The 26,326-nt window shown below is 31.0% G+C and carries 24 protein-coding genes and 1 tRNA gene; 16 read left to right on the forward strand and 9 right to left on the reverse strand.

Annotated features, from left to right (window positions below; all coding sequences use genetic code 11):
* Positions 1 to 9: 9 nt before the first annotated feature.
* Entirely contained in the window at positions 10 to 402 is a 393-nt protein-coding gene (locus ACE01P_RS00465; protein ID WP_379692888.1) for an START-like domain-containing protein, read from the reverse strand.
* A 150-nt stretch (positions 403 to 552) separates the two neighbouring features.
* Here ACE01P_RS00465 and ACE01P_RS00470 point away from each other — a divergent pair.
* Positions 553 to 626 (forward strand) — tRNA-Met (locus tag ACE01P_RS00470).
* Positions 627 to 1,084: 458 nt separating this feature from the next.
* On the opposite strand, the gene ACE01P_RS00475 is transcribed toward ACE01P_RS00470, so the two are convergent.
* Together ACE01P_RS00475 and ACE01P_RS00480 are read right to left on the reverse strand one after the other, a co-directional pair.
* Entirely contained in the window at positions 1,085 to 2,236 is a 1,152-nt protein-coding gene (locus ACE01P_RS00475; protein ID WP_379692890.1) for an IS3 family transposase, read from the reverse strand.
* A 16-nt stretch (positions 2,237 to 2,252) separates the two neighbouring features.
* Positions 2,253 to 3,350: an IS3 family transposase gene (locus ACE01P_RS00480; protein WP_379692892.1), complete on the reverse strand. Its 1,098-nt coding sequence runs from the start codon at positions 3,348 to 3,350 to the stop codon at positions 2,253 to 2,255.
* A 387-nt stretch (positions 3,351 to 3,737) separates the two neighbouring features.
* Here ACE01P_RS00480 and ACE01P_RS00485 point away from each other — a divergent pair, with 387 nt between their 5' ends.
* From ACE01P_RS00485 to ACE01P_RS00495, 3 genes are all read left to right on the forward strand, one after another.
* Positions 3,738 to 4,571, forward strand: a complete 834-nt coding sequence (locus ACE01P_RS00485; RefSeq protein ID WP_379692894.1) for a hypothetical protein — start codon at positions 3,738 to 3,740, stop codon at positions 4,569 to 4,571.
* Between the two features lie 7 nt (positions 4,572 to 4,578).
* Positions 4,579 to 5,025 (forward strand): hypothetical protein, encoded by a 447-nt coding sequence (locus ACE01P_RS00490; RefSeq protein ID WP_379692896.1) that lies wholly within the window; start codon positions 4,579 to 4,581, stop codon positions 5,023 to 5,025.
* Positions 5,026 to 5,112: 87 nt separating this feature from the next.
* Complete coding sequence (locus ACE01P_RS00495) at positions 5,113 to 5,523, forward strand: hypothetical protein (RefSeq protein WP_379692898.1); 411 nt, start codon at positions 5,113 to 5,115, stop codon at positions 5,521 to 5,523.
* A gap of 69 nt (positions 5,524 to 5,592) precedes the next feature.
* Here ACE01P_RS00495 and ACE01P_RS00500 read toward each other — a convergent pair whose 3' ends face one another.
* The 4 genes from ACE01P_RS00500 to ACE01P_RS00515 form a co-directional block, all read right to left on the reverse strand.
* The gene (locus ACE01P_RS00500) at positions 5,593 to 6,528 is read right to left on the reverse strand and encodes a hypothetical protein (RefSeq protein ID WP_379692900.1); all 936 of its coding nucleotides are present in this window, start codon (positions 6,526 to 6,528) and stop codon (positions 5,593 to 5,595) included.
* 177 nt (positions 6,529 to 6,705) lie between these two features.
* On the reverse strand, positions 6,706 to 6,999 hold the full coding sequence (locus ACE01P_RS00505) for a helix-turn-helix transcriptional regulator (protein ID WP_379692902.1): 294 nt from the start codon (positions 6,997 to 6,999) through the stop codon (positions 6,706 to 6,708).
* A 99-nt stretch (positions 7,000 to 7,098) separates the two neighbouring features.
* A complete protein-coding gene (locus ACE01P_RS00510) occupies positions 7,099 to 8,379 on the reverse strand; it encodes a hypothetical protein (RefSeq protein ID WP_379692904.1) in 1,281 nt (426 codons plus the stop codon).
* A gap of 225 nt (positions 8,380 to 8,604) precedes the next feature.
* Positions 8,605 to 9,888 (reverse strand): tyrosine-type recombinase/integrase, encoded by a 1,284-nt coding sequence (locus tag ACE01P_RS00515; protein WP_379692906.1) that lies wholly within the window; start codon positions 9,886 to 9,888, stop codon positions 8,605 to 8,607.
* A 368-nt stretch (positions 9,889 to 10,256) separates the two neighbouring features.
* Here ACE01P_RS00515 and ACE01P_RS00520 point away from each other — a divergent pair, with 368 nt between their 5' ends.
* From ACE01P_RS00520 to ACE01P_RS00570, 11 genes are all read left to right on the forward strand, one after another.
* Positions 10,257 to 10,514: a hypothetical protein gene (locus ACE01P_RS00520; RefSeq protein WP_379692908.1), complete on the forward strand. Its 258-nt coding sequence runs from the start codon at positions 10,257 to 10,259 to the stop codon at positions 10,512 to 10,514.
* Positions 10,515 to 10,692: 178 nt separating this feature from the next.
* Positions 10,693 to 11,061 (forward strand): hypothetical protein, encoded by a 369-nt coding sequence (locus ACE01P_RS00525; protein WP_379692910.1) that lies wholly within the window; start codon positions 10,693 to 10,695, stop codon positions 11,059 to 11,061.
* Between the two features lie 19 nt (positions 11,062 to 11,080).
* On the forward strand, positions 11,081 to 12,499 hold the full coding sequence (locus ACE01P_RS00530; protein WP_379692912.1) for a PLP-dependent aminotransferase family protein: 1,419 nt from the start codon (positions 11,081 to 11,083) through the stop codon (positions 12,497 to 12,499).
* A 7-nt stretch (positions 12,500 to 12,506) separates the two neighbouring features.
* Positions 12,507 to 12,989, forward strand: coding sequence for a GNAT family N-acetyltransferase (locus tag ACE01P_RS00535; protein ID WP_379692914.1), 483 nt, complete (start codon positions 12,507 to 12,509; stop codon positions 12,987 to 12,989).
* Positions 12,990 to 13,073: 84 nt separating this feature from the next.
* Entirely contained in the window at positions 13,074 to 13,790 is a 717-nt protein-coding gene (locus ACE01P_RS00540) for a type 1 glutamine amidotransferase (protein ID WP_379692916.1), read from the forward strand.
* A 125-nt stretch (positions 13,791 to 13,915) separates the two neighbouring features.
* Positions 13,916 to 15,013, forward strand: a complete 1,098-nt coding sequence (locus tag ACE01P_RS00545; RefSeq protein WP_379692918.1) for a DUF1214 domain-containing protein — start codon at positions 13,916 to 13,918, stop codon at positions 15,011 to 15,013.
* A gap of 222 nt (positions 15,014 to 15,235) precedes the next feature.
* Positions 15,236 to 15,757, forward strand: coding sequence for an RNA polymerase sigma factor (locus ACE01P_RS00550; RefSeq protein ID WP_379692920.1), 522 nt, complete (start codon positions 15,236 to 15,238; stop codon positions 15,755 to 15,757).
* Between the two features lie 45 nt (positions 15,758 to 15,802).
* Entirely contained in the window at positions 15,803 to 16,012 is a 210-nt protein-coding gene (locus tag ACE01P_RS00555; RefSeq protein ID WP_379692922.1) for a hypothetical protein, read from the forward strand.
* A gap of 12 nt (positions 16,013 to 16,024) precedes the next feature.
* On the forward strand, positions 16,025 to 16,867 hold the full coding sequence (locus tag ACE01P_RS00560; protein WP_379692924.1) for a FecR family protein: 843 nt from the start codon (positions 16,025 to 16,027) through the stop codon (positions 16,865 to 16,867).
* A gap of 98 nt (positions 16,868 to 16,965) precedes the next feature.
* Positions 16,966 to 19,584, forward strand: a complete 2,619-nt coding sequence (locus tag ACE01P_RS00565) for a carboxypeptidase-like regulatory domain-containing protein (protein ID WP_379692926.1) — start codon at positions 16,966 to 16,968, stop codon at positions 19,582 to 19,584.
* Positions 19,585 to 19,588: 4 nt separating this feature from the next.
* Complete coding sequence (locus ACE01P_RS00570; protein WP_379692928.1) at positions 19,589 to 20,425, forward strand: DUF4249 domain-containing protein; 837 nt, start codon at positions 19,589 to 19,591, stop codon at positions 20,423 to 20,425.
* 71 nt (positions 20,426 to 20,496) lie between these two features.
* Here the strand turns inward: ACE01P_RS00570 and ACE01P_RS00575 are convergent, their stop codons facing one another.
* Positions 20,497 to 21,636, reverse strand: a complete 1,140-nt coding sequence (locus ACE01P_RS00575; RefSeq protein ID WP_379692930.1) for an Atu1372/SO_1960 family protein — start codon at positions 21,634 to 21,636, stop codon at positions 20,497 to 20,499.
* A gap of 68 nt (positions 21,637 to 21,704) precedes the next feature.
* Between ACE01P_RS00575 and ACE01P_RS00580 the strand changes: the two genes are divergently transcribed.
* Positions 21,705 to 22,505, forward strand: coding sequence for an AraC family transcriptional regulator (locus tag ACE01P_RS00580; RefSeq protein WP_379692932.1), 801 nt, complete (start codon positions 21,705 to 21,707; stop codon positions 22,503 to 22,505).
* A gap of 91 nt (positions 22,506 to 22,596) precedes the next feature.
* On the opposite strand, the gene ACE01P_RS00585 is transcribed toward ACE01P_RS00580, so the two are convergent.
* Positions 22,597 to 26,244 (reverse strand): DUF2339 domain-containing protein, encoded by a 3,648-nt coding sequence (locus ACE01P_RS00585; RefSeq protein ID WP_379692934.1) that lies wholly within the window; start codon positions 26,242 to 26,244, stop codon positions 22,597 to 22,599.
* Positions 26,245 to 26,326 lie beyond the last annotated feature (82 nt).

Raw genomic sequence — 26,326 nt, forward strand, 5'->3', positions numbered from 1 at the left:
AGACTTTTACTAAACTGATCCTATAAGATGTTTTAGATCTGAGATTTGATTCTCCCACAATTGTTTAGCCTCGCCTAATTCTTCTTTCTCGGCAAAATCTACCACCATAAGTGATACGTCTTTAGTTAATTCATCAACTAAAATATGAAGTTCAAAAAAGTATTCAGTATCCTTACTGCTTTCGTCAACCCATTTAAATTTTACTTTTTCTCCAGATTTCTTTGAAGCCAAACGTGCTTTTTCCTGCGAATCATTCCAGATGAAAGTAAAAATTTCACCTCTTGAATTAACATTGTCAGCAAACCATTCTTGTAAACCTGACGGTGTTGATATATATTGATACAATAGTTGTGGCGAAGAATTAATCGGAAACTCTATTTCGTAACGTATTTTTGAATCCATGTGCTACTTTAATTTTTTTCGAAATATAAGAATATATGTCCAAAAACAATGCATTTTTAAAAATATTTTTTTTTCTTCATTTTATGCTTGCACGCTTTAATATTATTTCTATCTTTGCACCCGCAATCAGGAATTCATGATAGCAGTCCAGGCGAGGTAGCTCAGTTGGTTAGAGCGCAGGATTCATAACCCTGAGGTCACGGGTTCAACTCCCGTCCTCGCTACATTTTAACACCCTAATCACTTTAAGACTAAGTGGTTAGGGTTTTTTGTTCACGGATAATTCACGAATAATTTTCACTTTCACTTTTCTCAACCTATTTTAATATATTGAAAACTAAGTTAATTACAATTATAGCTAATTTTCAAATAGAGATTTTAAAGAAATAAAAAAAAACTTTTGTCTAAATCAAAAATAAAACCTCACTTCTTTTGAAATTTAGCCGTATGGGGGTACAAACATATTTAACACTCGCCCAATTCTACAAGGTACATATTAAAGGATTCGTATACACCATTTTTACCATACCACAAACGGCAACAGTTAAAATAACAACAATATTAGATTGATTAATATGCACGATTGCACTTTAAATTTTATAATATTACAAAGAACAAATTTTTAAGCATAGTCACGTGGTTGTCGATAGAATTAGATTTAAGGCATTCAAAATAAATTATCCTAGGTAAATTTATTAAATTCCTCAATCGTCTTATATTCTAAAAATGAATGCCTTCTTCTTTTATTATACCAATTTTCAATGTAATCACACACTTCAACTCTCATACTTTTCCTCGTCAATATTTTATTTCCCCTTATTAATTCAGTTTTAAAAGAATGGAAAAAGCTCTCTGCTACAGCATTATCATTATGATTTTCTTTACGGCTCATACTTCGCGTAATACAACTATAAGAGCTTAATTTATCTGAGAAGAGTTTATTTGCATATTGAACCCCTCTGTCCGAGTGGAAAATTAAATTTTTAGTGATTTCTCTATTATTTACAGCCATTTCGAAAGCAGGCAAACTAGTTTCTTTAGCATTCATTTTGGTACTTAAGCACCATCCAATGATTTTCCTATCAAATAAATCCATTACAATCGTAAGATATAAAAAACCTTTCGTAGTTTGTATGTATGTTATATCAGAAACCCATGCTCTAGCAGGCTCTGTGACTGTAAATTGTCTATTTAAAACATTTGGAACTACATAATCATTATGAAATGAATCTGTTGTCACTTTATATTTCCTTTTGACTATTCGACGTAGCCCTAACAACCTCATGTATTTTTTTACTGAAGAGTTTTTAATTTTAAATCCTCTGCTTTGAAGTTCTCTAGTAATTTTGAAGCAACCATATCTTCGATTAAATTCATAATATATCGACGTAATTTCCTGCTTTAATAATAACACTCTAGATTCTGTATCTGTAAGTTCTTGTTTTTTAGTCCTATAATATGTGGTTTCTGACACTTCTAATACGGATAACATTTTTGCAATTGAAAATTCTGATTTGTTGTTTTCAATGAAATTTTTAGTAGCTATTTTTCCTTGTGAGACATATTTGGTTCCTCTTTTTAAGATTTCGAGCGTAATTTTAGAATCTTCAATTTTTCTTTCAAGGTCTCTGATGACAGCTTGTTCTGAAGTTAAATTAGGGTGACCAGATCCTGGAAAGCTTCTTTTTCCAAATTTTTCATAGTCTTTTCGCCATTTATACAGACTATCCGAACTTATTCCCAACTGTCTTGCAAGACACGCTAGTTGTCCTTTACCTCTATCATAACTTAATTTAACTGCATGCACTTTGAAAGCACGTTCGTATGTTATCATAGACTAAAGTTTAAGGTCAAAGATTTTCTAAATATTCAGTTATTTTTTCCTCCATTTGCTTTTTAGTCAGAAGATTATTCAAATCAACAAGTTCAGATTTTAGAGAAATAAAAAAGCTTTCACAAACAGCATTGTCAGAATGATTTCCTATTCGATTCATACTTCGAATAATCAGCTTATAAGAGTCTAATTTATGCACAAACATTTTATTTGCATATTGCATTCCTCTATTAGAGTGAAATATTAATCCCATTTTTGTTTTACGAATTTTAACAGCCATCTTCCATGCTGCCATTGTAGTATCTTTAACACTTAATCCATTGCTTAGACTCCAGCCTATTATTTTTCTGTCAAATAAATCCATTATAATTGTTAAAAATAAAAGCCCGCTTTTTGTTTGAAGCCGTGTTATACCAGAAACCCAAGCCTTGGAAGGTTCTTCTATCGTAAATTGTTGATTTAAAACGTTAGGAAATGTACAACTATAAAAACGCGAAGAAGACTTGCTTTTATAATTTCGTCTAAATTTACTGACTAGACCAAGATCTCTCATATAGTCACAAATCTGTCGCTTTCCAATACTAATTCCTCGACTTTGCAATTCCACAGCAATTTTTGCGCTACCATATATTTCTTTGTATTCGAAAAATATTGAAGTTATTTGTTCTTTTATCAAATTTGTTCGAAGAAGTGTTGGCGAAACGATCTGATTTTTCCAATTTTTATAAGAGTTAATGCCAACTCCTAAAGCCTTGCATAATTTTTTCAGTTTATACTTTTTTAAATTATTTTCAATGAAGCAATATGTCATTAGCCTTCCTTGAGAAACATATTCACTCGAACTTTTAAAAATTTCAATTTTAAATTGTAACTGCCTCAGTTCTCTTTGTAGCTTTATTTTTTGTTCAGAAAATATTTTTTGCTCTGGATTAAATCTTGATTTTCCCGTTCCGCAGAAACTTTTATCGCCATATTTAAGCAACTCCTTCTTCCATTTATATATATTGGAAGAATCAATGGCAAGTTGTTTCGAAGCTTTTGAAACACCTAATTCAGAGCCCAAACGAATTGCGTTTAATTTAAATTCACGATCATATTTTTCAAGCCTCTCCATTTCTCACGTTTAAAAGCTATTCTTATATAAATTTAAGAAATATAATGAATCGAAATGAACTGTGTTTAAAATCAAATTTATCTCTAATTATTTTGCAAAGAATATACATTTTTGAAGCTAAAGTAAAAACCTGTTTGAAATCTATTGTAATTTATTACTTTTACTTTATAATAAAATATTAGGCGTTAGCTATTTTTTCGTGTCAGGAATTCCGACAATTTCAAAACACACCGAGAAAGTAAGACTGATGCCCGCGCTTCGGCGTGGGCTTTGTAGTACTTGTTTGTGTGTGGGCCGTCGGAAGCCTCTGACTAATTAAGGCTATGAACCCACGCTTTTTTGTATCATAACTTCGCTTTGGGTTTGGGTGATATAATTTTTGAACCTATGATTATATTCTTTGTCATTCTTTTAGCAATAGCTTTATATTTTTACGCTTTTAATAATAGAGATAAAAATTTAGACTACAAACTTACATCCGAATATCAGAAATCTGGAAATGACGACAAACTGCGTGCAGACATTTTGAAAGAACTTGAAACAGTTATTAAGAAAGAAGTTATAACTAGCTTTTCTGACGCAACTTTAAGAATTAAAGCAATAGAAAACCTTATTAAAACCAGAGAAGCTTCTTATTATTTGAATATAGAATCAATAGCCCAGCAGTACAAAATCAGCCATAGCGCTACATTTGATGCAATATTTTCAAGTCTCAACCATGTCCGTTTTAAATTTAACCTCCCGACCGAATCATATCCAAGTCATGGCAAACAAAAAACAAAAAAAACTGACATTACAGAATCTGAGTTTTTCTCTGATGTTGCACAATCGCTTACGAGAACACAGAAATTAGCATGTAACACATTCATAGCTGGAATCACTTCTTTTAACTATATAACCGATGCTTCCGTAAGACAATTATACTCCAATATTGCAGATAGTCATCTAAAAATTTTAGATCTACGTTTATCGGAAACTTATGCATATCAAGATATCCTATTCACTAATATGAAATCCCACAAAGACACGTTAAACTCTTTAAATGATAAGCAAAAAGATTTACTTGTGTTCATGGCTATGGAATTACTTTGGTGTAATGGCGAACCGACTCAGCTACAATACAATAAATTTCAGAAAGAATTCGAAAGAACATTAGCCATAAGTGAAAATGATTTTGCACAGAGAGTTTTAAAATTAAGTTCCATAAAAACTATTTCCTGAAAAATTTATGAATAGATTTTTTTACATTTTTATACTTTTTTCTTTTACCGTATTTTCACAAGAAATCTCTGTAGACGATCCAACAAACAAAATTTATTTACCAAATGCTAAGCAAAATACCGTTAGTAATCTTGAAAAGTATAAAGGTCAGCATATAGCAAAATCAGTAGATAAATATAAGTTTGTTAATAATGAATGGCAACTGACAGAAAGCTACACTGGAGCTTCCGAAATCAATTATTTCGACTATTATCTCACATTCAAAAGAAGTTATTTTAAAGAGCCTTTAATCCGTTATCTTTTATTAGATGGATACAACGCCAAGGAAAACTATTATTTCTATACATCTTATTATGGCGAGGTTCACATCTACGGAGGTTTCAAAAAAGTAGTTTTATTTGACAAACCAGATCCAAACGGAAATCCAACAAATAAGTATATCTTTAACTTTTAAAATTGAAATAATAATACTTACAATAATCGGATTTATAATTTTAGCAACAATCAGTAAGATCATTAAAGCTTAACTAAAATCAATATTATGAAAAAAAATTACATTTTATTACTGACAGTGTTAATCATCTTTTCCTGTTCATCTTCAGAAGAAAATAATTCCAAAAGTAAATCCTTAAATCCGCCAAGCTGGATACAAGGAACATGGGCGCAAAAATATGGAAGCAATGGCTCGTACACATATCAACCCACTTTCAGATTCACTAAAAATGATTTTTGCGTATTAAGCACTAACAGTAGTATTTGCATACTAGAATCCTCAAACAATGCAACAGATTTAAAAATAGATGAAACCACAACTGATTCCGAATATAAATTCTCATTTAGCACCAAAGGCGTAACTACTTCTTACAGATTCATTAAAATATCTAATTCTAAAATCGAACATGATATTTATTCAAATCAAGATATGCCAAATATGGAGCTATTCAAACAGTAATCCAAACATACAAACACCCGCTCATAAAAAGGCGGGTTTGTTATTACTATAATATTTGACATTTAAGCCCTATGATGATTTTGGTTGAAACAAATCCACTTCATTAAAGTCTATTAATTCCCAAAATTTATTCATTAATTTATCATCTAATTCTCTCTTTAAAGTATCTAAATTATACTTCTTTATCAAAAGATTACAGTTCTTCTTTAAGTTATATCGAACTTTATAAGATTTGTTTTCCCTTAATCTTTGCCAATAATTAGGGTTTGTATATTTATTTAGTTTTTCTAAATCTTGTTGCGGAATATCAAATTTATCTAAACCATCAATTATCATTAATTTTTGGTATTCATTATACAAAAACTTAAAGACAGTAAAAATCTTTTCTTTATCCAATAAATCATTTAAAGAAAATATTCCTAGTCGTTGTATAATTCTTTTAGACTTTAGTTTTAATTCTATTCTTAAAATATTATTACTGATTTTAAATTCTTTACCGTACTGTTTTGATTTGTTATAAATTTTTATTGAAGAATCAGTTTTAGTAAATTCTTTATAATCTCCATTCCCGCGAAATTTCAAATTCTTTGCATGGCTCTTATAATCATACATTAGTAGATTGTTATCAATTAATTTTTTAGGGTCAAAATCTAATTTTAGATTAAAACCCAATTCTAGATAACTCAAACTGTTATTACCTTTTAAATCAAAGGTTTCTTCTAATCTAGGAATCAATGAAGACAATTGAAGATAAGTAAAATCATTATAGTTTTGATCTTCTCCTAAAAAGACAAGGTTTTCAAATTTATGTAAACTACCTGATAATTTAGAATGAAAAGGGTTGATTTTAATGTCTAGATTTAAATATTTTCCACACTTGGGATACTCTTGTATTTCTCCCGTAAAGTTGTTTGTAAACGTCATTAAATCTGCTATTTTATTATTGATAATATTCTGCTCAAATCTTGAGCTATCAATTACGTTTGTTTTTATAAAGTCATACATAACTTATCGGTATTTTTAAGGCATAGCAATGCCATACTATGTTTTTATAACATTGCTACAGTGTTAGTAATAAATTGATTTTGTGGGCGGAAATTGCCCGAGTAACACAATCTGATAGTCTTTGTCTCTAGAAAACAAAGCATTCACAGAAGTTTAAACCGTTAGAAGAATAGTTTCTTAATTACGGAATTTAAGTTTTTCCATAATTTGAGCCTTTTGATAATACACCCTACTTCCTATTTTTTGCGCAGGAAGCGTATCATCATTATTCCAATGAAAAAGCGTGGTTTCGGAAACATTTAAGAGCTTACAAACTTCTTTCCTTGTAAGTAGTTCGCTTTCTTTTTCTTGTGGCTTTTCGGCAAACAAATTGGCAATTATTTGTAATTCCATTTTTACAGCTTCCTGAATTAACTGTTGCAAATCTCCTACGTTAAGTTGAACTAATAGATTTGATTTGTTTTGTGTCATATTTAATTTTAGAAAATGTTGTTGGTTTATCATTTTCATAAAGCAAAACAAACTAAAGGGAAAAGAGGGAAAAACACAGGGAAATCATTTAACATTTTTTTACTTATATAACACTCGCTTAAACATTCCTGCATTACTTATTATTTTTTCAAGTAACAAATTAGTACTATTTTCGAATTGACTAAATGGGTAATGCCTAGAATTTTTGTTATCTATATTTTCATAATACTTTTTGAACTGCTTATTGTCTAGCTCTTCTTTTAAACACTGAAAATTAATAACTAAATCAAAATCTCTAGCTGAACTAAAGTTTTGTGCATCACAAAAATCAAAAACATAAAAAGCATATAAAATATGAAAAACTTCTATCTGTTTTAAATTATTCCTTTTCAAAAATTTAAATCCCAATTCACCAAATTGATTATTTGATAATATATTAAGAATATTTTTTACATCCATATCAGTAAACCCTTTTTTCATCAAAAAGTCAACATAATCAGTTTTAGAGTTATAAAAAATACTATATTTAGTTTTCACCAGATCATTTGTTAGCGAAAAAGGCACTTTATTAAAGTGATATTCAAATAATTTGATTAAGTATTCATTTAGTGCAGTTTTAATTTCTTTTCTTAAAACCATATTTTCATATTCAATCTCGTTAAATGACAACAAGAACTCCAACTGTTTAATTAGTGACTTATTTATATCCACAGTAAAATCAACTGCATCATCATTCATATTCACAACAAATTCATATACATTAAATTCAAATTCGTGAATATATGTCTTAATTAATTTTCTATGATGGTAATTTATAAATTCACTTTTATGTATTGCATTAATTTTATTTGAATCGGAATATTTTTTTTTTATTCTTCTGTTTTCCCTTCGCAAATAAACACAAATCCAGTCATCATATGCAATAATGATTTGTTTATAATACGAAATAAAAACTTTGTCATTTATTAAAGCTAAAGAATTATAATCCTTTAGATAATCCTTTATCTGACTTATTGAAATTTCAAGATTGTTTTTTTTTCTTGGAGTTGCACCATAATCTTCAACTTCACTTTCAGAATTATACGAGAAATTAGTACAAAAATAATTTTCCAAAATTTTAAAACCCTCGTTAGAAATCTCAAAGCTTCCATTTAAGGATATGGCTTGTACAAGATACTTGCAATCAAGTGATTCCCTAAGATATTTTTCGTAACCATTTGGTTTTGTAATTTTAGATGTTTTTTTCTCGGTATGCTTGTAAAAAGGGAGAAAGAAAGAGTTTAAAATATGATCATATCCTGTATATTTATTATAGTCATACAAAATATAAGCTATAAAATCAATTAATCTACTTTCATTCGATAAAGGTTTTAATTCCATACTTGCATTTTTTAAAATTTGCTGTTCCTTTACTAATTTGGTAAAAGAAAAAATTAGTTAATAGAATTTAATATTTGTTTCTGCTTCTCCCACAATGCTTTTAATTTTTTAGCAAATTCTTTCAGTATTAATCTAATCTAGAAAAAAACTGTTTCTCAATAGATATCTCATAATTTGAGTATTGTCACAGTATTAATTTTCCGAATACCTCGTTACATAAAATTCTCAAACAATTTTCAAATTATTTTTCAACTCTTCCTTTTCTGCCCAATATTTTTCGAATTTATTCGCATGTTCCTTTAAGGTAGTTTTGACATATCGCATGAACTGAGAATGACTTTTATGTGTGGAAATAGCCATTATTGTTTTATCATCCAACTTCCCATAATGATTCGATATAAAACTTCTTCTCATAGAATGCGTCGAAATTAATTTATATTTTGGATAATAATCCACTTTTTTCCTGTTAGTCTCAGGGTCTTTTATACTGCCTAATATAACTTCATTAATTTTTGCTATCTGACAAACTCTCTTAATATTTATATTAAAATTTTGCTCCGACAATTCAGGTAATACGTTATTCCTTTTTTCCAAAACATACTTTAATTGTGGATGGATTGGTATTTCTACAAAAGCATTATTCTTTTCAGTTCCCGCAATGCTAATTCTATTTTGTGAAATATTAAAATCATTAATTCTTTTTAGGTCTGAAACCCTTAGCCCTGTCCAAACTCCCACAATTAATAAATCTCTTGTATTATCCAAACTCTTATTTTTTGACAGATCTAAGTTAAATATCTTATCTATTTCGTTTTCATTTAAATATGTATCTATTGTTTCATCTCGAACAAAAGTAAATTTTGAACTTTCAATTTCAACACTTGTCTCGAATCCTTCAATTTTTGCTTCCTTTACAAAATACTTAATTTGACTAATATATTTCTCAATCAAAGTGCTGGAATATTTTTTATCAAGCTTTAAATAACTTGTAAAACCAGCGTGAAATTTTAAATTAATTTCTTTTGTTTTAAGCTTTAATCCTTTTAATGTTTCATATTCTTTTATTCTTGTCAAAGTAGTTGTATAATTCTGAATCGTTTTTTCAGATATTTGTTTTCCGTTCCTCGGATTCAGCCTAGTTTTTGATTCTTCTATGAATTTTTTAACAAATGGCGCAAAATAATAATGATAATCATCAAAATCATTTGGTCTGCCATAAAACAAATCCACCTTCCTAATTAACCAATCAGAATCTATTTTCTCCCCCTTTGGAAAATCGAATTTAAAACTATTTAAAACAAACTTAGAAAGTGAATCTATAGTCTCATTAACATACTTTTTAATCTCATCAGGAGCAGTTTGCTTTATTTTATGAGTCTTGTCACTCCAGTCTTTATTATCGACAAAAATGTTAGATTTTGCATAACAGTTAATTTTATTATGAAAAAATCTCATGTTTAAATTTACAGGGTCTTTTTTACCTAGTGCCTTGAATTGGATAGTAGCCATAAACCATTGATTTTATTGATAACAAATATATAAATTTATTCACGGATAATTCACGGATACTTATGAATTTTATTAAAATTTCTCTAAATTTAAATCAATTAAATAATGAAACAATACCAACAAATACAGCACCTTACAAACAAAAATCAATTCAAAAGATTCAAGTAAATTAAGCTTGTTACTCCCGTCCTCGCTACTCAGAAGATAAAACCCTTAAACAGAAATATTTAAGGTTTTTTTATTTTAATTACTCTTTTTGAACAAAAAAACTTTAGTGAAAAAATCTTTTTGAAACACTAAAAAAACAAGAAAATAAACATTGATAACTACCATTAAAATAGTTATTTTGCAGAGGTAATTTACAAAACATGGATATAGTTAAATTTAAGATCACATCAAAAACAATAAAAGTCGAAGTGCGCAATTCGAATAATTATGTTTTTAATTTTAATACTGCTTTAGAAATAGATAAAGCAGATCGAGATGTTTTATTGAAACTGTACAATGCCCTAGACCTTCTTTTTAAGAAAGAAGCTACACTGGAAAATAAAAACTACATTTCGCCAAATCAAACTAATATATTAGATCAGATTTCTGCAGCCGATTTAGAAAAGGAAAATCAATAACTAATTTCCTTTTTCTTTTATATAATTTAAAGTCCTTGAATCAAATTCAGGGACTTTCTTTTTATAATTATTTTTCCCTATCAACAAAAAACAGTAATTTTAATCTGTACCCTTAAAAAAATCTTTTTCTGTATCTGTACCCAGATATTCAATAGCAATAATTTTGCTAAAAAAAGATATGGAATCTAAAGCAGCAACACAGGAAAAAACAATATTTAGAGAAGTTTATGTATTTGATATGGAGATCTTGCAAAATATCTTCATTAAAAATATTCGTGAGAAAGCTGAAGATAAAATGCTTTTTGGAATGCCTTTTCTTCTCTGCGAAAAAGAAAATGAAATTAATTCGTTTGCGAGTTTAGTTTTGGATGAAAACAATGAAATCGACTTTAAAATTTATGATAACGGAAGTTTGACAAATGAAGACAAAGCAACGTTTATTGAATTCATCAAAAATTTTCTAGCGAAAAAAAGAAGTGCTAATTTCAATAATGCCGAACAGCTAAAAAAAAGCACCGAACATTTCATTCATTATCTAAACCTTTAAACGCTTAAGAAAAAGCACAATGAAGAAACAAGAAACATTATATTTAAAAATTGCTAAAATCATTGAAGATCAAATTCACAAAGAAACTTTGATGCTTGGCGACAAACTGCCTTCTGTTCGAAGTGCGCAGAAACTATATAATGTCAGCTTGAATACCATTAAACAAGCATATTTAGAACTTGAAAGCCGTTCGCTAATAGAATCTCGTCCAAAGACGGGATATTATGTGAGCAAAAGTTCACAGCGTACAACGGCACTTCCGACAATTGCAAGCATAGACAATCACGAAACAGAAAATACGCCCGAAGAGCTTATCGATAAAGTTTTCGGCACGATCAATCAAACTGATGTGACACAATTTGCACTCGGATTACCTGGAAAGAATTTCTTACCCGTTGCAAAATTGAATAAAGGAATCATCAATGCTGTTCGAAACAGAGGCGATGCTGGAACAGCCTACGAACCAGTTCAAGGATCTGAAGAACTTCGACGCGCCATTGCAAAATGGGCAATTGTTATGGAAGGAAAAATTACCGAAGATGATCTTGTAATAACTTCTGGAGCCATGCATGCCATGTACAATGCGCTTATGGCCGTGACATCTCCAGGAGATAGTGTCGCAGTAGAAAGTCCGGCGTATTTTGGAATCCTTCAGGCCATTAAAGCTTTAGGATTAAAAGCGGTTGAAATTCCGACGCATCCTTTATATGGATTAGATCTCGATGCTTTAAAAAAAGTTTTACCCGAAATAAAGGCCTGTTGTTTGGTTACTAATTTCAATAATCCAATGGGATTTCAAATGCCCGACGAAAACAAACAAGAACTGGTAAGACTGATTACACAATATAACATTCCATTGATTGAAGACGATATTTACGGTAATCTTTACTTTGGTTCAGAACGTCCTAGACCTTGTAAATTTTATGACGAAGCTGGTTTGGTTTTATGGATCGGATCGGTTTCTAAAACTCTTGCGCCAGGTTATCGCGTTGGATGGATTGCGCCAGGAAAATTTAAAGATAAAATCATACGTCAAAAACTAGTTCAAACGGTTTGTAATTCTTCTTTATATTCAGATGTAATTGCAGATTTCTTGGAACACGGACGCTACGATCATCATTTAAGATCTTTTAGAAATAAACTTTACAACAATTATCTTCAAATTAACCGAGCTGTAGAATCTTATTTTCCAGACAATACTAAAATTGCACAGCCAAAAGGCGGTTTTATGTTATGGCTAGAATTAGATGAAAGAATTTCTACAACAGAATTATACAACACTGCCCTAGCCCAAAAAATTGTCTTTGCACCGGGAAGAATTTTTTCGCAGTACAATCAATATAATAACTGCATGAGGTTAACGTATGTTTTAGAATGGAATGAACGCGTAGATTCTGATTTGGAGAAATTGGGCAGACTAATAAAAAATAGTATTTAATAGCATTATGAAAAATAACGAACAAGTAGAAATAGCAACATATAACCCAAAGTATAAAAAAAGTTTCAAGGATTTAAATATAGAATGGATTTCAAATTATTTTGTAGTTGAACCAAATGATGTAAAAGCACTTGATCACGCCGAAGATTACATTATTAACAAAGGCGGAGAAATTTTTGCAGCTGTTTTAAATGATGAAGTTTTAGGCGTTTGCGCTTTAATAAAAAGTGACGGAAAAGATTACGATTACGAATTGGCAAAAATGGCTGTTAGTCCGAAAGCCCAAGGAAAAGGCGTTGGATTATTATTGGCAGAAACGGCACTAAAATGGGCTAAAGAAAAAGGCGCTTCTAAAATTTATTTAGAAAGCAACACCAAACTGCAGCCAGCCATTAAATTATATGAAAAATTAGGTTTTAAAGAAATAACAGGACTTTCTTCAGCTTATGATAGAGTCGATATTCAAATGATGCTTACGCTGAATTCTTAAATCTGGACTATTTTAGTAAAAGAAAAAGTGGACTATCAAAAACGTTCTTTATCCTAATATATTTGCTGTAATTTTTTAGATCGAATGAACATACACTTTATACAACACGAAACTTACGAAGCTCCAGGCGCGTATCTGAATTGGGCAGAAAGCAGAAATCACGAAATAACTTTTTCTAAAGTTTATGAAAATGAGGCGCTGCCAGATTCAGCTAATTCTATAGATATGTTAATTGTAATGGGCGGACCTCAAAGTCCCAACACTACTCTTGAAGAATGTCCGCATTTTAATGCCGAAGCTGAAATTGCTTTGATTCAAAAATGCATTTCTGCAGGAAAAGCAGTTGTGGGAGTTTGTTTGGGTTCGCAACTTATTGGCGAAGCTTTAGGCGCAAATTTCGGTCATAGTCCAGAAAAAGAAATTGGGGTTTTTCCTATTACTCTAACCGGAGAAGGATTAACAGATGAAAAAATAAATCATTTTGGCAAAAGTCTAAAGGTTGGTCATTGGCACAACGACATGCCAGGTTTAACTAAAGAAAGTAAAGTGTTGGCATTTAGCAAAGGCTGTCCTATTCAAATTGTTTCTTATTCCGATCTTGTTTATGGTTTTCAATGTCATATGGAATTAACAACTGAAGTCGTTTCTCTTTTAATTGAAAGCGAAACTGATTTATTAGCGAAAAGCAAAAAACATCAATTTATTCAAAATCCTCAAGAAATTCTTTCTCATGATTTTGCCGAAATGAATGAAAAGCTTTTTCAATTTCTAGATAAACTTATTGCTGCTTATCAAAATTAACTTTTTCATAATTTTACAAAAAAACACATAAACAGACACTTACAAATTTCAACTTTAAAATAATTTCATAACTTAGCTAGAAGAATCCTACAAATAATTTATTTTCTAACTAAACCATGAGTATTATGAAAAGTAAACAAAATTTTTTGTCGGGAATGTTTTTGATGATTTTGACATTCCTAGTTTTTTCCTGCAAGAAGAATACAGCAAATGAATCTGAAGCTTTAAAACAAGATTCTACATCTGTAAAATCTGTAGATTCTACTTCAGAAAAAAGCATTCCTGTCACTGCAGCTAATTTCAATCGTGCTGAAACAGATCTTTATTTTACAACTTCAATCAAACAATCTGGTAATGTTGGCACATTTTTTCATTATAAAACCTTAATGCCAATTGACAAACAAAGTGTAATTCGAGCAAATCGTGACGTTTTATATTCATCGGCTGTGTTTGATTTAGATGCGGGGCCTGTTACAGTAACACTTCCAAATCCTGGAAAGAGATTCATGTCAATGCAGACAATTGATGAGGATCAGTATTCTGAAACCTATTATGCTCCTGGAACTTTCACTTTTAGCAAAGACAAAGTAGGCACGCGATATTTGATGTTAGGAATACGCACTTTTATTGACCCAAATGATCCTAAAGATTTGTCAATTGTGACAGCATTACAAGATGCAATTAAAGTCGACCAAAAAGAAAAAGGAACTTTTACAGTACCAAATTGGGATACAGTAAGTCAGAAGAAAGTTAGAGATTCATTGATCGAAGTGTCTAAAAAACTTCCAGATACAAAAGGAATGTTCGGACCAAAAGGAAAAGTAGACGAAACTCGCCATTTGATTGGTAGCGCAACTGGATGGGGAGGAAATCCTGAAAAAGATGCTCTTTACCTTTCTGTTAATCCTGCAAAAAATGATGGCAAAACAATTTATAAACTTAAAGTCAAAAATGTTCCTGTAGATGGTTTTTGGTCTGTGAGCGTTTATAACAAAGAAGGTTATTTTGAAAAAAATAATCTTGATAGCTATTCATTAAATAATATCACAGCAAAAAAAGATGCCGACGGATCAATAACGATTCAATTTGGCGGGTGTGATGGCAAAACGCCAAATTGTATTCCAATTACAGATGGTTGGAATTACTGGGTAAGATTGTATCGCCCGCATAAAGAAATATTAAACGGAACTTGGAAGTTTCCCGAAGCTCAAATTGCAAAATAATTAATAAACCTTATAGAAAACACAAAACCCTTAGGCAGATGTTTAAGGGTTTTTATTTTAAATAAGTTGTAACATTTCTCCAATAAAAGCGTCAAATCTAAAATTTAATTACGGTTCTTTGTAACTTATTACATTTCAGATTTGAGATTGCTCAAATTTCCAAATACAATAATATTGAAACCAATGAGTTTAGACTAGGAAGCTAGTCACGACATTTTCGTTATGGACAATAAAAAGTTTATTTTAAGTTTAAAAAAGGGTAATGAAGCCGCTTTCAAAGAAGTGTACTTCAGCTACTACGATAAACTGATAAATATTGCCAAGCGATTTCATTCTTCTGTTTTTACTCCCGAAGATTTTGTTCAGGAAACTTTCATTCGATTATATAATAAAAGAGAATTGCTTAACGAAGAGGTTTTGTTAGACAAACAGCTATTTGTTATCTGCAAGAACATTATTATCAATCATCTTAACAGAGAAAATAAAATAATTCAGCTTGATCCGAATCAAGTTGACGTGCCGCAGGAAGAATCAGATTCTGGAATTTTTGAAGAAAGACAAGAAAAACTACAAAATTTTATTAATCAGCTTCCAGAACAGCAACAAAAAATCTTCACTTTACATAAACTGGAAAACCTTAGCTATAAGGAGATTGCAGAGTTAACAGATCTTTCTGAGAAAACTATTGCCAATCATATTTATCTCGCCAGTAAATTTATTCGAAAAAAAATCGAAAACCATTAGGAACTTTTCTGTTCTCGTTTGTTATATATAAAAAACCAGAACAGAATGCATATCGAAGCGTATAAAACTAACGTTAAAACAAAAAAAGAGGCAAGTTTACTTGTGGCTCATTTACAGTTTATCATTTCTGATTGTATCATAAATTTTGATCGACAAGGACGCGAAAACATCCTTAAAATTGAAACTAATCGTGATATTAAAGAAATGGTATATGGCGTTTTTAACAAACAAGGATTTCATTGTCAAATCATTTAATACCTAGAAAAGATGGATCAGGAGAAATTTGACGAGGAATTTAAAAAATTATGGGAAGAGTCTCCCGTTTCTCATTCCGAAGACGAAAAAGAAGCTTCTTGGGAACAATTTCAGGCTAAAACATTTCCGGAGAAGAAAAGAAAACTTAAGCCTTGGCATCTTTATGCAGCGGCTTCGGTCGCCATTTTTGCGCTTATTGGAACTGGATTTTATTTTACTGAAAACACTTCAGCTGAAAATCTAGTGCTTTCTGAAAATGTAATCGAGAATACGACCTCAACAATAAAATATGTCGTTTTGCCAGATAGTTCAAAAGTCGAATTGGCTCCAAATTCTAAAATTATTTACGGAAACGATTTTGCTTTAAATAGAAAAATTGAAATGGATGGCGAGGTGTATTTTAAAGTGAAGAAAGACAAAAAGCATCCTTTTCAGGTTTTCTGTGATGAAACTACAACTACGGTTTTAGGAACTTCTTTTACAGTGAAAGAATCTGAAAATGAAGAAATAACTGTAGAACTTTTTGAAGGAAGCGTTCAGATGAATGTAAAAGGACAAAACCAAAAATGGGTTTTGAAACCGGGAGAGAAATTTACTTACGGAAACCAAATTGCTTCGGTATCAGAGTTTAGCCGATTTGTAGATTTTGACAACGAAAACCTTTCTGTTATAAGCCATTATATCGAAGAAAATTACGGCTATAAAGTGATTCTTCCGAAAGAAAATCAAGATCAAAAAATCACTATTCGAATCAATAGAAAAGAAGATTTAAAAACGATTCTACAATTACTATCAGAAATGTATAACCTAAATTTTGAAATAAATGAAGATTTAAAGCAGATTACTTTTCAATGAAGAGAAAAAAGGATGTAAGCCGCGAAACTCCACATCCTCCTAATGTTCAGGATAACATTAAGTTATCCATTTAATAATATTCAAAAATACAAAATTTCATGAAGCATATAATTTCAGCATGCTTTTTTTTATTCAGTTTGTGTATGTCTGCTCAGAGCGTCACCATAACTGTTGATCAAAATGTAACTTTAAAAGAATTCTTCAAACAGGTTGAAAGTCAAACCGATTTCAAGTTTGCTTTTACAGATCAAATTGATACTAATAAGAAGTATTTCACACAGAACCATACTTTTAACAATGCCGGAATCAGCAAGATTATTACGGAATTAAACCAAACTTCGTCTGTACAATTTTCTATATCGGGCAACAACATTTTTGTAAAACAGAAATCTCAAATTCAAAAAGCTCCGAAAAAAAAAAGCAAGCTGACCGGTCAAATTCTTGATGACGAAAGACAGCCTGTTATTGGCGCTAATATTTATGTTAAAGAATTGGAAACTGGTGTTGTAACAGATGCCAACGGAAAATACAGCATTGAAGTTCCAAATGGAAGTTATACGGTTCAGGTGAGTTATGTTGGATTTAAGAATGAAGAAAAACGAGTTTCTGTTTCTGATGATACTAAAGTCAATTTTAACATCGATTCTGACAGCCAGCAATTGGGAGAAGTTATTGTAATGAATAACAAAGCGGTTGATATTAAAACCACACAAATGAGTGTGAACAAGCTTTCGATGCAGGAAATCAAGAAAATTCCAGTTGCAATGGGAGAACCAGATCCTTTAAAATCGATTTTGACTTTGCCTGGAGTTACTAATGCTGGAGAAGCCTCTTCTGGTTTTAACGTTCGTGGTGGTGCTGCCGATCAGAATTTAATTCTTTTGGATGGTGCTCCTGTTTACGCAGATTCGCATATGTTCGGGTTCTTTTCGATTTTCAATGCTGATATCGTTAGCGGTTTAGATTTATACAAAGGAGGAATTCCGTCAAAATTTGGAGGACGTGTTTCTTCTGTTTTAGATGTTACGCAGCAAACTGGAGATTTTGAAGAATATAAAGTAAATGGAGGAATCGGGATTATTTCGAGCCGTCTTTTAGTTCAAGGTCCGTTGCAAAAAGAAAAAGGTTCTTTCATTCTTTCTGGGCGTGCTTCTTATGCACACTTGTTCATGAAATTGGCTGATAATAATAATTCTGCCATGTTTTATGATTTGAATGCCAAATTGAATTATCGTTTTAATGCTAAAAATTCGCTTTCTTTTTCTGGTTATTTCGGAAATGATTTATTCGACATTAATGACCGTTTTGCAAGTACTTACGGAAGCACAATGGGTATTTTAAGCTGGAAACATAAATTTTCTGATCGATTAAACAGCAATTTATCTACTTTCTACAGCGATTACAGATTTAATTTAGAAATTCCGATTGAAAGTTTTAAATGGGACAGCAACATTCAGAGCTACGGATTGAAATACAATTGGAATTTCCAACAATCTGAGAAATTCAAAATCAATTATGGAATTGATGGTTTGTATTACAACTTTAATCCAGGTGTTGTAAAACCAACTTCTGCAGATTCGCAGTTTAATTACATGCAATTGGATAAAAAATATGCTTTAGAAGCTTCTGCTTTTGTTGATTTTGAAAATCAAATTACAGAAAAACTGACTTTCCGTTACGGACTACGTTACAGCATGTTTTACCGTTTAGGAGACGAGACGATCAGTACTTACGAAAATGGTCAGTCTGTAGTCTATAATCCGTTATACAATATTTACGAAGAAGGAACACCAAACGGAAGCATCACTTACGGAAAAGGAAAAACCATCAGCAAATTTGATAATCTTGAACCGAGAGCGGCCTTGTCTTATGCCTTTAACGAAGAAACTTCTATAAAAGCGAGTTACAACAGAATGGCGCAGTACATTCATATTTTATCCAATACACAATCTCCGTTACCAATGAGTATTTGGACACCAAGCGGCCCTTTTACAAAACCTCAGATTTTGGATCAATATGCTATGGGTTATTTTAAAAATTTCAGAGATGGAGATTACTCTTTAGAAACCGAATTATTTTATAAAAATGTACAAAATCGTATTGACTATATTGACGGAGCTGATGTTTTGGCTAACAACAACATTGAGCAAGTTATTTTAAACGGAAAAGCCAGATCTTATGGATTAGAACTATTGTTTAGAAAAAACACTGGTAATTTTACCGGATGGGTTTCTTACACCTTATCTAGAGCAGAACAAAAAACACCAGGAAGAACTCCAGAAGAACCTGGTATTGCAAACGGTGACTGGTATTTATCTGGATATGACAAATTACATAATTTGAGCATTGTTGGAAGTTATGAATTGAATCCGAAATGGTCTTTCAATGGTAATTTCACTTTACAATCTGGTCAGCCAGTAACATATCCGAATAGTTATTATGAAATTGGTGGAATCCATGTGCCGAATTATTCTTTGAGAAACGACAACAGATTGCCTCTTTTCCATCATCTTGATCTTGCGGCAACTTATACTCCAAAACCTGACAAAAAGAAAGGATGGCAAAGCTATTGGGTATTTAGTCTTTACAATGTTTACAACAGAAAAAATGCTGCTTCTATGAGTTTTACAACCAATGAAGATACGGGAGCAAATGAAACCAGAAGACTTTCTATTTTCGGAATTGTTCCTGGGGTTTCTTATAATTTTAAATTTTAATGCTATGAATAAATTGAAAAAATATATGGTAATGAACAAAGCGCTGGCATTAATAAGTCTTCTTTTTGTTTTCGCTTCATGCGAAGATGTGGTAAATCTTGATTTGCCAACTGGAGAAACCAAATTGGTAATCGATGCCGAAATTATCTGGAAAAAAGGAACTGACGGAAAAGATCAAACCATAAAAATTAGTAAAACGGCTCCATATTATAATGGTTCTACACCAAAAGTTTCGGGTGCGCAAGTGAGAGTAGAAAACAGTAACGGAGATGTTTTTCCTTTTAATGAAACCGAAGCAGGAGTTTACAAATGCACTAATTTTGTTCCTGTAATTGATGCTGATTATAAATTATTTATTGATGCTGAAGGACAAAGTTTCACGGCAGTTGAAAAACTGACTTCTGTAACTCCAATTAATAAAGTGGAGCAGAAAATTGTTCCTGATTTTGACGGAACAGATATCATTGAATTAACTTTTTATTACAATGACCCAGCAGATCAGACCAATTATTATGTAACCGATTATCAAGCTCCATTTTTGATTTATCCAGAATATGAAATTACAAATGATGAGTTTTATAACGGAAACGAAATCAGCACTAGATATTCTCATGAGGACAAAATGTTACCTGGAAACACGGTAACGATTACGCATAGAGGTGTTTCTAAGAATTTCTATAATTATTGGAAATTAATTCTGGAAGCTTCAAATTCTAATCCGTTTTCTGTTCCTCCTGGAAATATTAGAGGGAATATTGTCAACACTACTGATGCTAGTAATTTTGCAATGGGTTATTTTAGACTTTGCGAAGCCGATCAGGTTCCTTATGTAGTACAATAGAAATAATAATTTCATCTATACAGAAACTCCTTAAATGTTTTATTTAAGGAGTTTTCTTTTTCAACTTAATATTATTCTACTTCAAAAACAGCTTGAATTTCTACTGAAGAATTTACCGGAATTGAAGAAGCTCCAAAAGTTGCTCTTGCATGTTTTCCTTTTTCACCAAAAATTTCAACTGTAAGATTTGAAGCAACGTTCATTAAATCGGCGTGTTTTGTGTAATCGTCTTTTGTATTAAAAATTCCTGTCAATTGAACACAACGTTTTACACGGTTTAAATCGCCATCAACGGCTTCATTCAAAACTGAAATTACATTTAGCATTGTCAATTCCGTTGCGTCTTTTACTTGCTGTTCGTCCACATTCAATCCTAATTTTCCTGGATTTAAGATTTTTCCATCTTTCAAAGCTACCTGATTAATAAATATCAGATTTCCTGTACGCACATAAGGCTGATAATTTCCTGCTGGTTTTGGCACTTGAGGCAATACAATATTCTTTGATTTTAAAATAGTATTAATCGAAGGTTCTTCTTTTAGCGTAATTTCCTTTTTAGAAAAAGTCCCTTTTAAAGCAAATGCAACTTTAGCAAAATTTTTCCCTTGCAATTCTGCTAAATAACGCTCGCTTTCAGTTGGCCTTTTTACATCTTTTAAAGAAGCCAAACTTGTTGTTCCCAAAACAGAATTTCCCTGCGGAATTTTCTTGTCGATTTTTTCGTTTCCTCTAATTCCGTTTGACACTAAAACCATTCCGTGAACAGCGAGACTATTCCAAAAAGATTGTAAAGCCAATTCTTTTCCAGCGCCACTTCCTGCTGACATAAAAACTGTTGCAGGCATTCCTTCCAAAGCATGATTCGACCACAAATCGACTGTTTTAGAAAGAAACTCACTCATTGCTGTACTGATATTTCCAAAATAAACAGGCGAACCAAATGCGATTCCGTCATAAGATGGTAATTCTTCAACGGTTGCAACTGGAATATCTTTTAATTTAGAATTTGTGGTTGTTTTTACTTGTTTGATAATTGCTTTTGCATTTGGATCACTTTCAATTCCTTTGGCAATTTCTTTTGCCAGTTCGTAAGTTCCTCCATTATCCGAATGAATCAGAACTAATATGTTTGTTTTTTTATTTTGTGCTTCCATTGTATTCATTATAAATGCTGTAAAAATGGCTACTAAAAAGAAATGTAGTTTATTCATGTTTATTGTAAATTATATTCATTTACAAAATTAGCGATGACGTTTTTATTAACTTTGCCAAAAAGTACATGCAGAACGCCAATTTAAAATGCGGTTTATCCGAAAAAAACGAAGGTCAATTTGAAGATAATATTCAAACAAACGCTTATGTTTGGTATGATAAAAACTGGCAGCATGACGATTACGTTCACACACACGAACGTTACCAATTGACTTATGTAGAAGAAGGCTATCAATATTTTCATATCGAAGAAAAGACGTATCTCGTTCCGCAAAACCATGTAATCTGGATTCCGACCAAAAAAGAGCACCGCATTTCTTCAGAATCTAAAACAGTAAACTTGATAATTGCTTTATTCAAATCTGTTCCCGAACAAGATTTTTTTCAAAATGTACATGTTTTTTCAGCTCCCAATGTTTTAAAAGAAATGATTCTTTATGCTCAAAAATGGGATAAACTTTTAACGGAAAACGAAGAACAAGCCAATTTCTTAAAAGCGATTTTAACGAGTCTTCCGAACTTTTGTCACGAAAACAATTCACTGCAAATTCCAGTTCCTGCAGACGATCGTTTGATTCCTGTTTGCGATTACATCAATAAAAATTACCAATATGCTTTTGAAATTGATGAATTGGCTAATCTAGCTCAAATGTCAGTTCGCAGTTTGCAAAGGATTTTTAAACAGAAAACAAATATTACGCTTCAGAAATATTTGCAATTAATTCGTATTCTAAAAAGCATCGAACTTTTAGATACCAAACAATATACTTTAAGTCAAATTTCTCATTTGGTTGGTTACAAAAGTCTTTCGGCTTTTAGCACTTCTTATTTTGCTGTGATTCAGGAAAAACCGAAACTTAGAAAATGATATTTTACTAAAATTCAAATTTGATGTAAAACAGAAAAACCACAAATTCAAATAATGAATCTGTGGTTCTTTTTATTAAACAAGATTTATGTTAATCAAATCGTTCTTTGTATTTTTTAAATAGCGTATTCATAATTAAAAGTACTATTCCAACTCCTAATAAAACCAAAGCCCTAATTAGGAAATCTGCATTGGATAAGTCGAAAAACATGAGTCGGATAACGCAAATTCCGACCAAAGACAATGACACATATCGGAAATATTTTTCTTTAAGAAGAATACCTAAAATCAACAATCCTAAAGATTCTAATATCCAGAAGAAAGTTAAAATTCCTTTGTCAAATGTGAGGAATAAAAATAAACCAATACTGAAAGTTGCTGGATAAATAATGATGCTGTTTTTAAATTCGAAATCTTCGATATATTTATAGACAATAAAAATGTATAGTGCCAGTAAAGCGAAAATAATTAGGTATACAAATTCAAATTTAGATTCGAAATAATAGAAACTTACAAAAGCCAGATGGAAATTGGCCAGCAAATAATATACAATACTGATTTCCTTTTTGTTTCCGATTTTTTTAGAATAAAGAATAATATTTACAATCGCGGTTGAAGCCCAAAACACAGGAAGCCATTTATGCTCTAATTGCGCAAACATAATGGTAGAAAGCCAAAGATTAATGACAATCTGATAATCTACTTTCAATTCTTTTATGAAATCTTTTTTCTTAATCAGGATAACTAAAACAATCAATAAAGCAACGCTCAATAGTTGTACTGCCCAATCGATCCAAGTAAAATCATTTAGATTTTTGATGCTGTAAAAAGCAGAAACTAAAATCGGTAAAAGCGCAATAATTAAAACCGATTCTGGAGCTAAATTTACTTTTTTGTATAAAATCAAACCGAAATTTAAGATTGCTAAAAGCATAAATATCGGCGCTAAATAAGCTATTTCTACTTGAATGAATAATAAAGCTATGATCCATAAATTTTGAACAATTGGTAAAACTGAAATAAACATTTTACCTGCTTCTCTAGTGCTTTTTACTTGTAAATAATAATAAACTACAGACAACAAAACACATACGGTTTGGATGCTGTACAGTATAATTTTATTATCGATATCGGCATCATAAATGGCTTGGTATATACTTAAAGATATTGTTCCTATTAATAATACAAACGAATAAATGTTGTAACGCTTGAATTTTTCGATTTTCTGAAAAATCCAAAAAGTCAATAATGCCAAACCTCCTAAATATATTGGAAGGTAATTGATCTCAATACAAGAGAAACCAAAAATTAAGGCATTAAAAAGTATTAGCTCACAATTTAGCGTATGGAAACTTCCCCAGCCAGAAATGATTTCATTTGACTTGTTTCTTATTTTATTGGCAAACAAAATATAAACTTCGACAGCAGAAAGTCCTAAAGCAATTAATCCGATTTCGATATTATTTAAAAATTGGGTATTGTATAAAAACAAGGCATTTCCGAATATCAAGAAAGCGGCAGTAAAAAGATACAGCAGAATTTGATTGTCTGAAGAAAGTGTTTTTCTTTTAAATTGAATCCAAAGAAATTCATGATTTAATAAAGCAATTCCAAACCAAGGTAAAATTTGAATAATATTTCCTAAAAACAGATATTTATAAGAAAGCGGAACAAGTAAAGCGTTCGCACCAATTATACCGATTGTTTTAATAATGTTTTTATCTGCGTAGAATTCTTTTACAAACCAGTTCGTTACGATTACAGAAACAATTCCTAAAGCATAAAAAATATCTGAATTAGATTTTGATTCTGTAGCAATTAGTACCACTCCTACTACAATCGCAATGTTTAAAAAAGTAAATCTTCCTAAATCGAATGTGTTTGTTTTGAATTTGAATCGCAAAAGACACCATAACAAAGCAATAAATACAAGCGGATAATAAAACGAAATTTCAATTGTATGATACCAACTTATGAAGAAAAACATCGAAAACAGAATAGAAAGAATTCCGTTTAAACTCAAATCTTTCTTTAAAACAAAAGCATCTGTTTCTAAAAACTCTTTTCTTGCAACACAAAAAACAGAAACTAGCAAAGTTGCCAATGTCATCACAATTAAAGAAGCAAAGACATTTGTAATATTCGTTTGCACTGAAGACAGATTAATGTGCAAAATAAAGAAGCCCAAAATAAATATTCCTAAAACATGATTGATTCCTAAAAATATCTTGTGCAATAAAACTTCTTTGTTTTTGTAAACAATAATTAGACAGGTAACAACTAAGAAATACAGTCCGCATGCGATAATATCGTAACCTACTTTCCAGTCGTTAAGCATGAAAATGGTTAAGGCAAAAAGCACAAACGAAACCATTCCGTCAAGATGATAAAGCCAGAAAATCTTTTTCTTTCTTGCAAAAAGTGTTGCAAAAAGACAAAGAATACCCGCTACCAGTAAAACAAAAATTTTGATTCTGCTTCCCGTTGAATGTAAAACCAAACCTAAAGCAAATAAAATCCAATTGGTTAAATGTGTTGCAAAAGCAGTTTTATCAAATCTTGTATTAGCATAAATACTTCTGTATTGCATATACATACAACTTACCGAAACCAAAACAATACCGATTATGGCAAAGATGTTTTGAGAATTACTTAATGCATTTGCGCCTTGTGTAAACCAAATATCGAATATTATAAAAGCAGAAATAACAATAAGTAAATGATATTCCCATTTTTCTTTGTACGATAAAATAATTCCTGCTGTTGCAGTAAGTGACGCCAATAAAAATGTGATTAAAAGTTTATCGGGAATTACGCAAAGAATTAAAATACTTAAAATTGTATGAAGCGATAAAAAGGTTTGCTGTTTGATAATATATCCAACATACAAATTGATTCCGATTCCTAATCCGATAAGCGAATACGCGAGGGGAATATTATCTAAAAAAGTAAGCGCCGGAATCTGCGATGCGCCAAAACAACCAAACAGGAATAAACTTGCTCCAGCACTACGAAGCCAAAGTCCCGTTTTAAACCATTTTTCTTTATTCTTTAAAAAATAATAAGAACCGCCTAAAATTCCAGCATACAACCAAAGAATTAATACTCGGAACATTGGTGAAACTTTCAAGGCTGTATAAATACTCAGATAGCCAATTCCTAAAACCATAATGGCTGTTCCAAGAATTCCTGTCCAGTTTTCGGCAAATTGCTGTTCTAATTTTTTCATTAAAACATAAAGAGCGCTTTCAGGATAATCTTGCTCTTCTTCAAGTTCTTTCGAATCATCGTGTACAACCTCTTTATTTATAGGAAGTGTTTCAAAATTTTCTACAAACTGAGGAGTTTCGTTTGCTTCAATTTCGTTATATGAATCAGTAGTAATAGCATCTGAAACTAATACTGGTTTTTCTGAAATTTCTTCTGCTACAATATTATTTTCTAGAGAAATATCTTCAATAACAGATACAGCATCTGGTATAATTAAAGGTATGTTTTCGGGTATTGGTTCATCAATTATTTCAACCTCATCTTTTACAGAAGTTAAATTTTCAGGTTTAAAATCAGGTTCTGTAAGCTGATTTTTTATTTCCTCAATTTCCTTTTTTAAGGTTTTATAATCTTCCTTAATCTTTGTAAAAGAAGAATCTAAAAACTCATTTTCCTTCTTTAATTTCGAAAAATTATTAAATAAAATGACAACACATGCAATTAATATTAAAAGAATAAAATTCTCCATAGGCTAAATTTTGAATCTGCTAATGTAAGAATTGTAAGCTTAATTTAACATTCGAAATAAAATAGTTTTGTGATAATTCAGA

This window comes from Flavobacterium sp. HJSW_4 (genome assembly GCF_042436695.1).
In the GTDB taxonomy this organism is placed as follows: domain Bacteria; phylum Bacteroidota; class Bacteroidia; order Flavobacteriales; family Flavobacteriaceae; genus Flavobacterium.

Bases quoted from the DNA above. Each gene is read 5' to 3' on its own strand.
- ACE01P_RS00465 (WP_379692888.1), bottom strand. From the start codon at position 402: ATGGATTCAAAAATACGTTACGAAATAGAGTTTCCGATTAATTCTTCG.
- ACE01P_RS00475 (WP_379692890.1), bottom strand. From the start codon at position 2,236: ATGATAACATACGAACGTGCTTTCAAAGTGCATGCAGTTAAATTAAGT.
- ACE01P_RS00480 (WP_379692892.1), bottom strand. From the start codon at position 3,350: ATGGAGAGGCTTGAAAAATATGATCGTGAATTTAAATTAAACGCAATT.
- ACE01P_RS00485 (WP_379692894.1), top strand. From the start codon at position 3,738: ATGATTATATTCTTTGTCATTCTTTTAGCAATAGCTTTATATTTTTAC.
- ACE01P_RS00490 (WP_379692896.1), top strand. From the start codon at position 4,579: ATGAATAGATTTTTTTACATTTTTATACTTTTTTCTTTTACCGTATTT.
- ACE01P_RS00495 (WP_379692898.1), top strand. From the start codon at position 5,113: ATGAAAAAAAATTACATTTTATTACTGACAGTGTTAATCATCTTTTCC.
- ACE01P_RS00500 (WP_379692900.1), bottom strand. From the start codon at position 6,528: ATGTATGACTTTATAAAAACAAACGTAATTGATAGCTCAAGATTTGAG.
- ACE01P_RS00505 (WP_379692902.1), bottom strand. From the start codon at position 6,999: ATGACACAAAACAAATCAAATCTATTAGTTCAACTTAACGTAGGAGAT.
- ACE01P_RS00510 (WP_379692904.1), bottom strand. From the start codon at position 8,379: ATGGAATTAAAACCTTTATCGAATGAAAGTAGATTAATTGATTTTATA.
- ACE01P_RS00515 (WP_379692906.1), bottom strand. From the start codon at position 9,888: ATGGCTACTATCCAATTCAAGGCACTAGGTAAAAAAGACCCTGTAAAT.
- ACE01P_RS00520 (WP_379692908.1), top strand. From the start codon at position 10,257: ATGGATATAGTTAAATTTAAGATCACATCAAAAACAATAAAAGTCGAA.
- ACE01P_RS00525 (WP_379692910.1), top strand. From the start codon at position 10,693: ATGGAATCTAAAGCAGCAACACAGGAAAAAACAATATTTAGAGAAGTT.
- ACE01P_RS00530 (WP_379692912.1), top strand. From the start codon at position 11,081: ATGAAGAAACAAGAAACATTATATTTAAAAATTGCTAAAATCATTGAA.
- ACE01P_RS00535 (WP_379692914.1), top strand. From the start codon at position 12,507: ATGAAAAATAACGAACAAGTAGAAATAGCAACATATAACCCAAAGTAT.
- ACE01P_RS00540 (WP_379692916.1), top strand. From the start codon at position 13,074: ATGAACATACACTTTATACAACACGAAACTTACGAAGCTCCAGGCGCG.
- ACE01P_RS00545 (WP_379692918.1), top strand. From the start codon at position 13,916: ATGAAAAGTAAACAAAATTTTTTGTCGGGAATGTTTTTGATGATTTTG.
- ACE01P_RS00550 (WP_379692920.1), top strand. From the start codon at position 15,236: ATGGACAATAAAAAGTTTATTTTAAGTTTAAAAAAGGGTAATGAAGCC.
- ACE01P_RS00555 (WP_379692922.1), top strand. From the start codon at position 15,803: ATGCATATCGAAGCGTATAAAACTAACGTTAAAACAAAAAAAGAGGCA.
- ACE01P_RS00560 (WP_379692924.1), top strand. From the start codon at position 16,025: ATGGATCAGGAGAAATTTGACGAGGAATTTAAAAAATTATGGGAAGAG.
- ACE01P_RS00565 (WP_379692926.1), top strand. From the start codon at position 16,966: ATGAAGCATATAATTTCAGCATGCTTTTTTTTATTCAGTTTGTGTATG.
- ACE01P_RS00570 (WP_379692928.1), top strand. From the start codon at position 19,589: ATGAATAAATTGAAAAAATATATGGTAATGAACAAAGCGCTGGCATTA.
- ACE01P_RS00575 (WP_379692930.1), bottom strand. From the start codon at position 21,636: ATGAATAAACTACATTTCTTTTTAGTAGCCATTTTTACAGCATTTATA.
- ACE01P_RS00580 (WP_379692932.1), top strand. From the start codon at position 21,705: ATGCAGAACGCCAATTTAAAATGCGGTTTATCCGAAAAAAACGAAGGT.
- ACE01P_RS00585 (WP_379692934.1), bottom strand. From the start codon at position 26,244: ATGGAGAATTTTATTCTTTTAATATTAATTGCATGTGTTGTCATTTTA.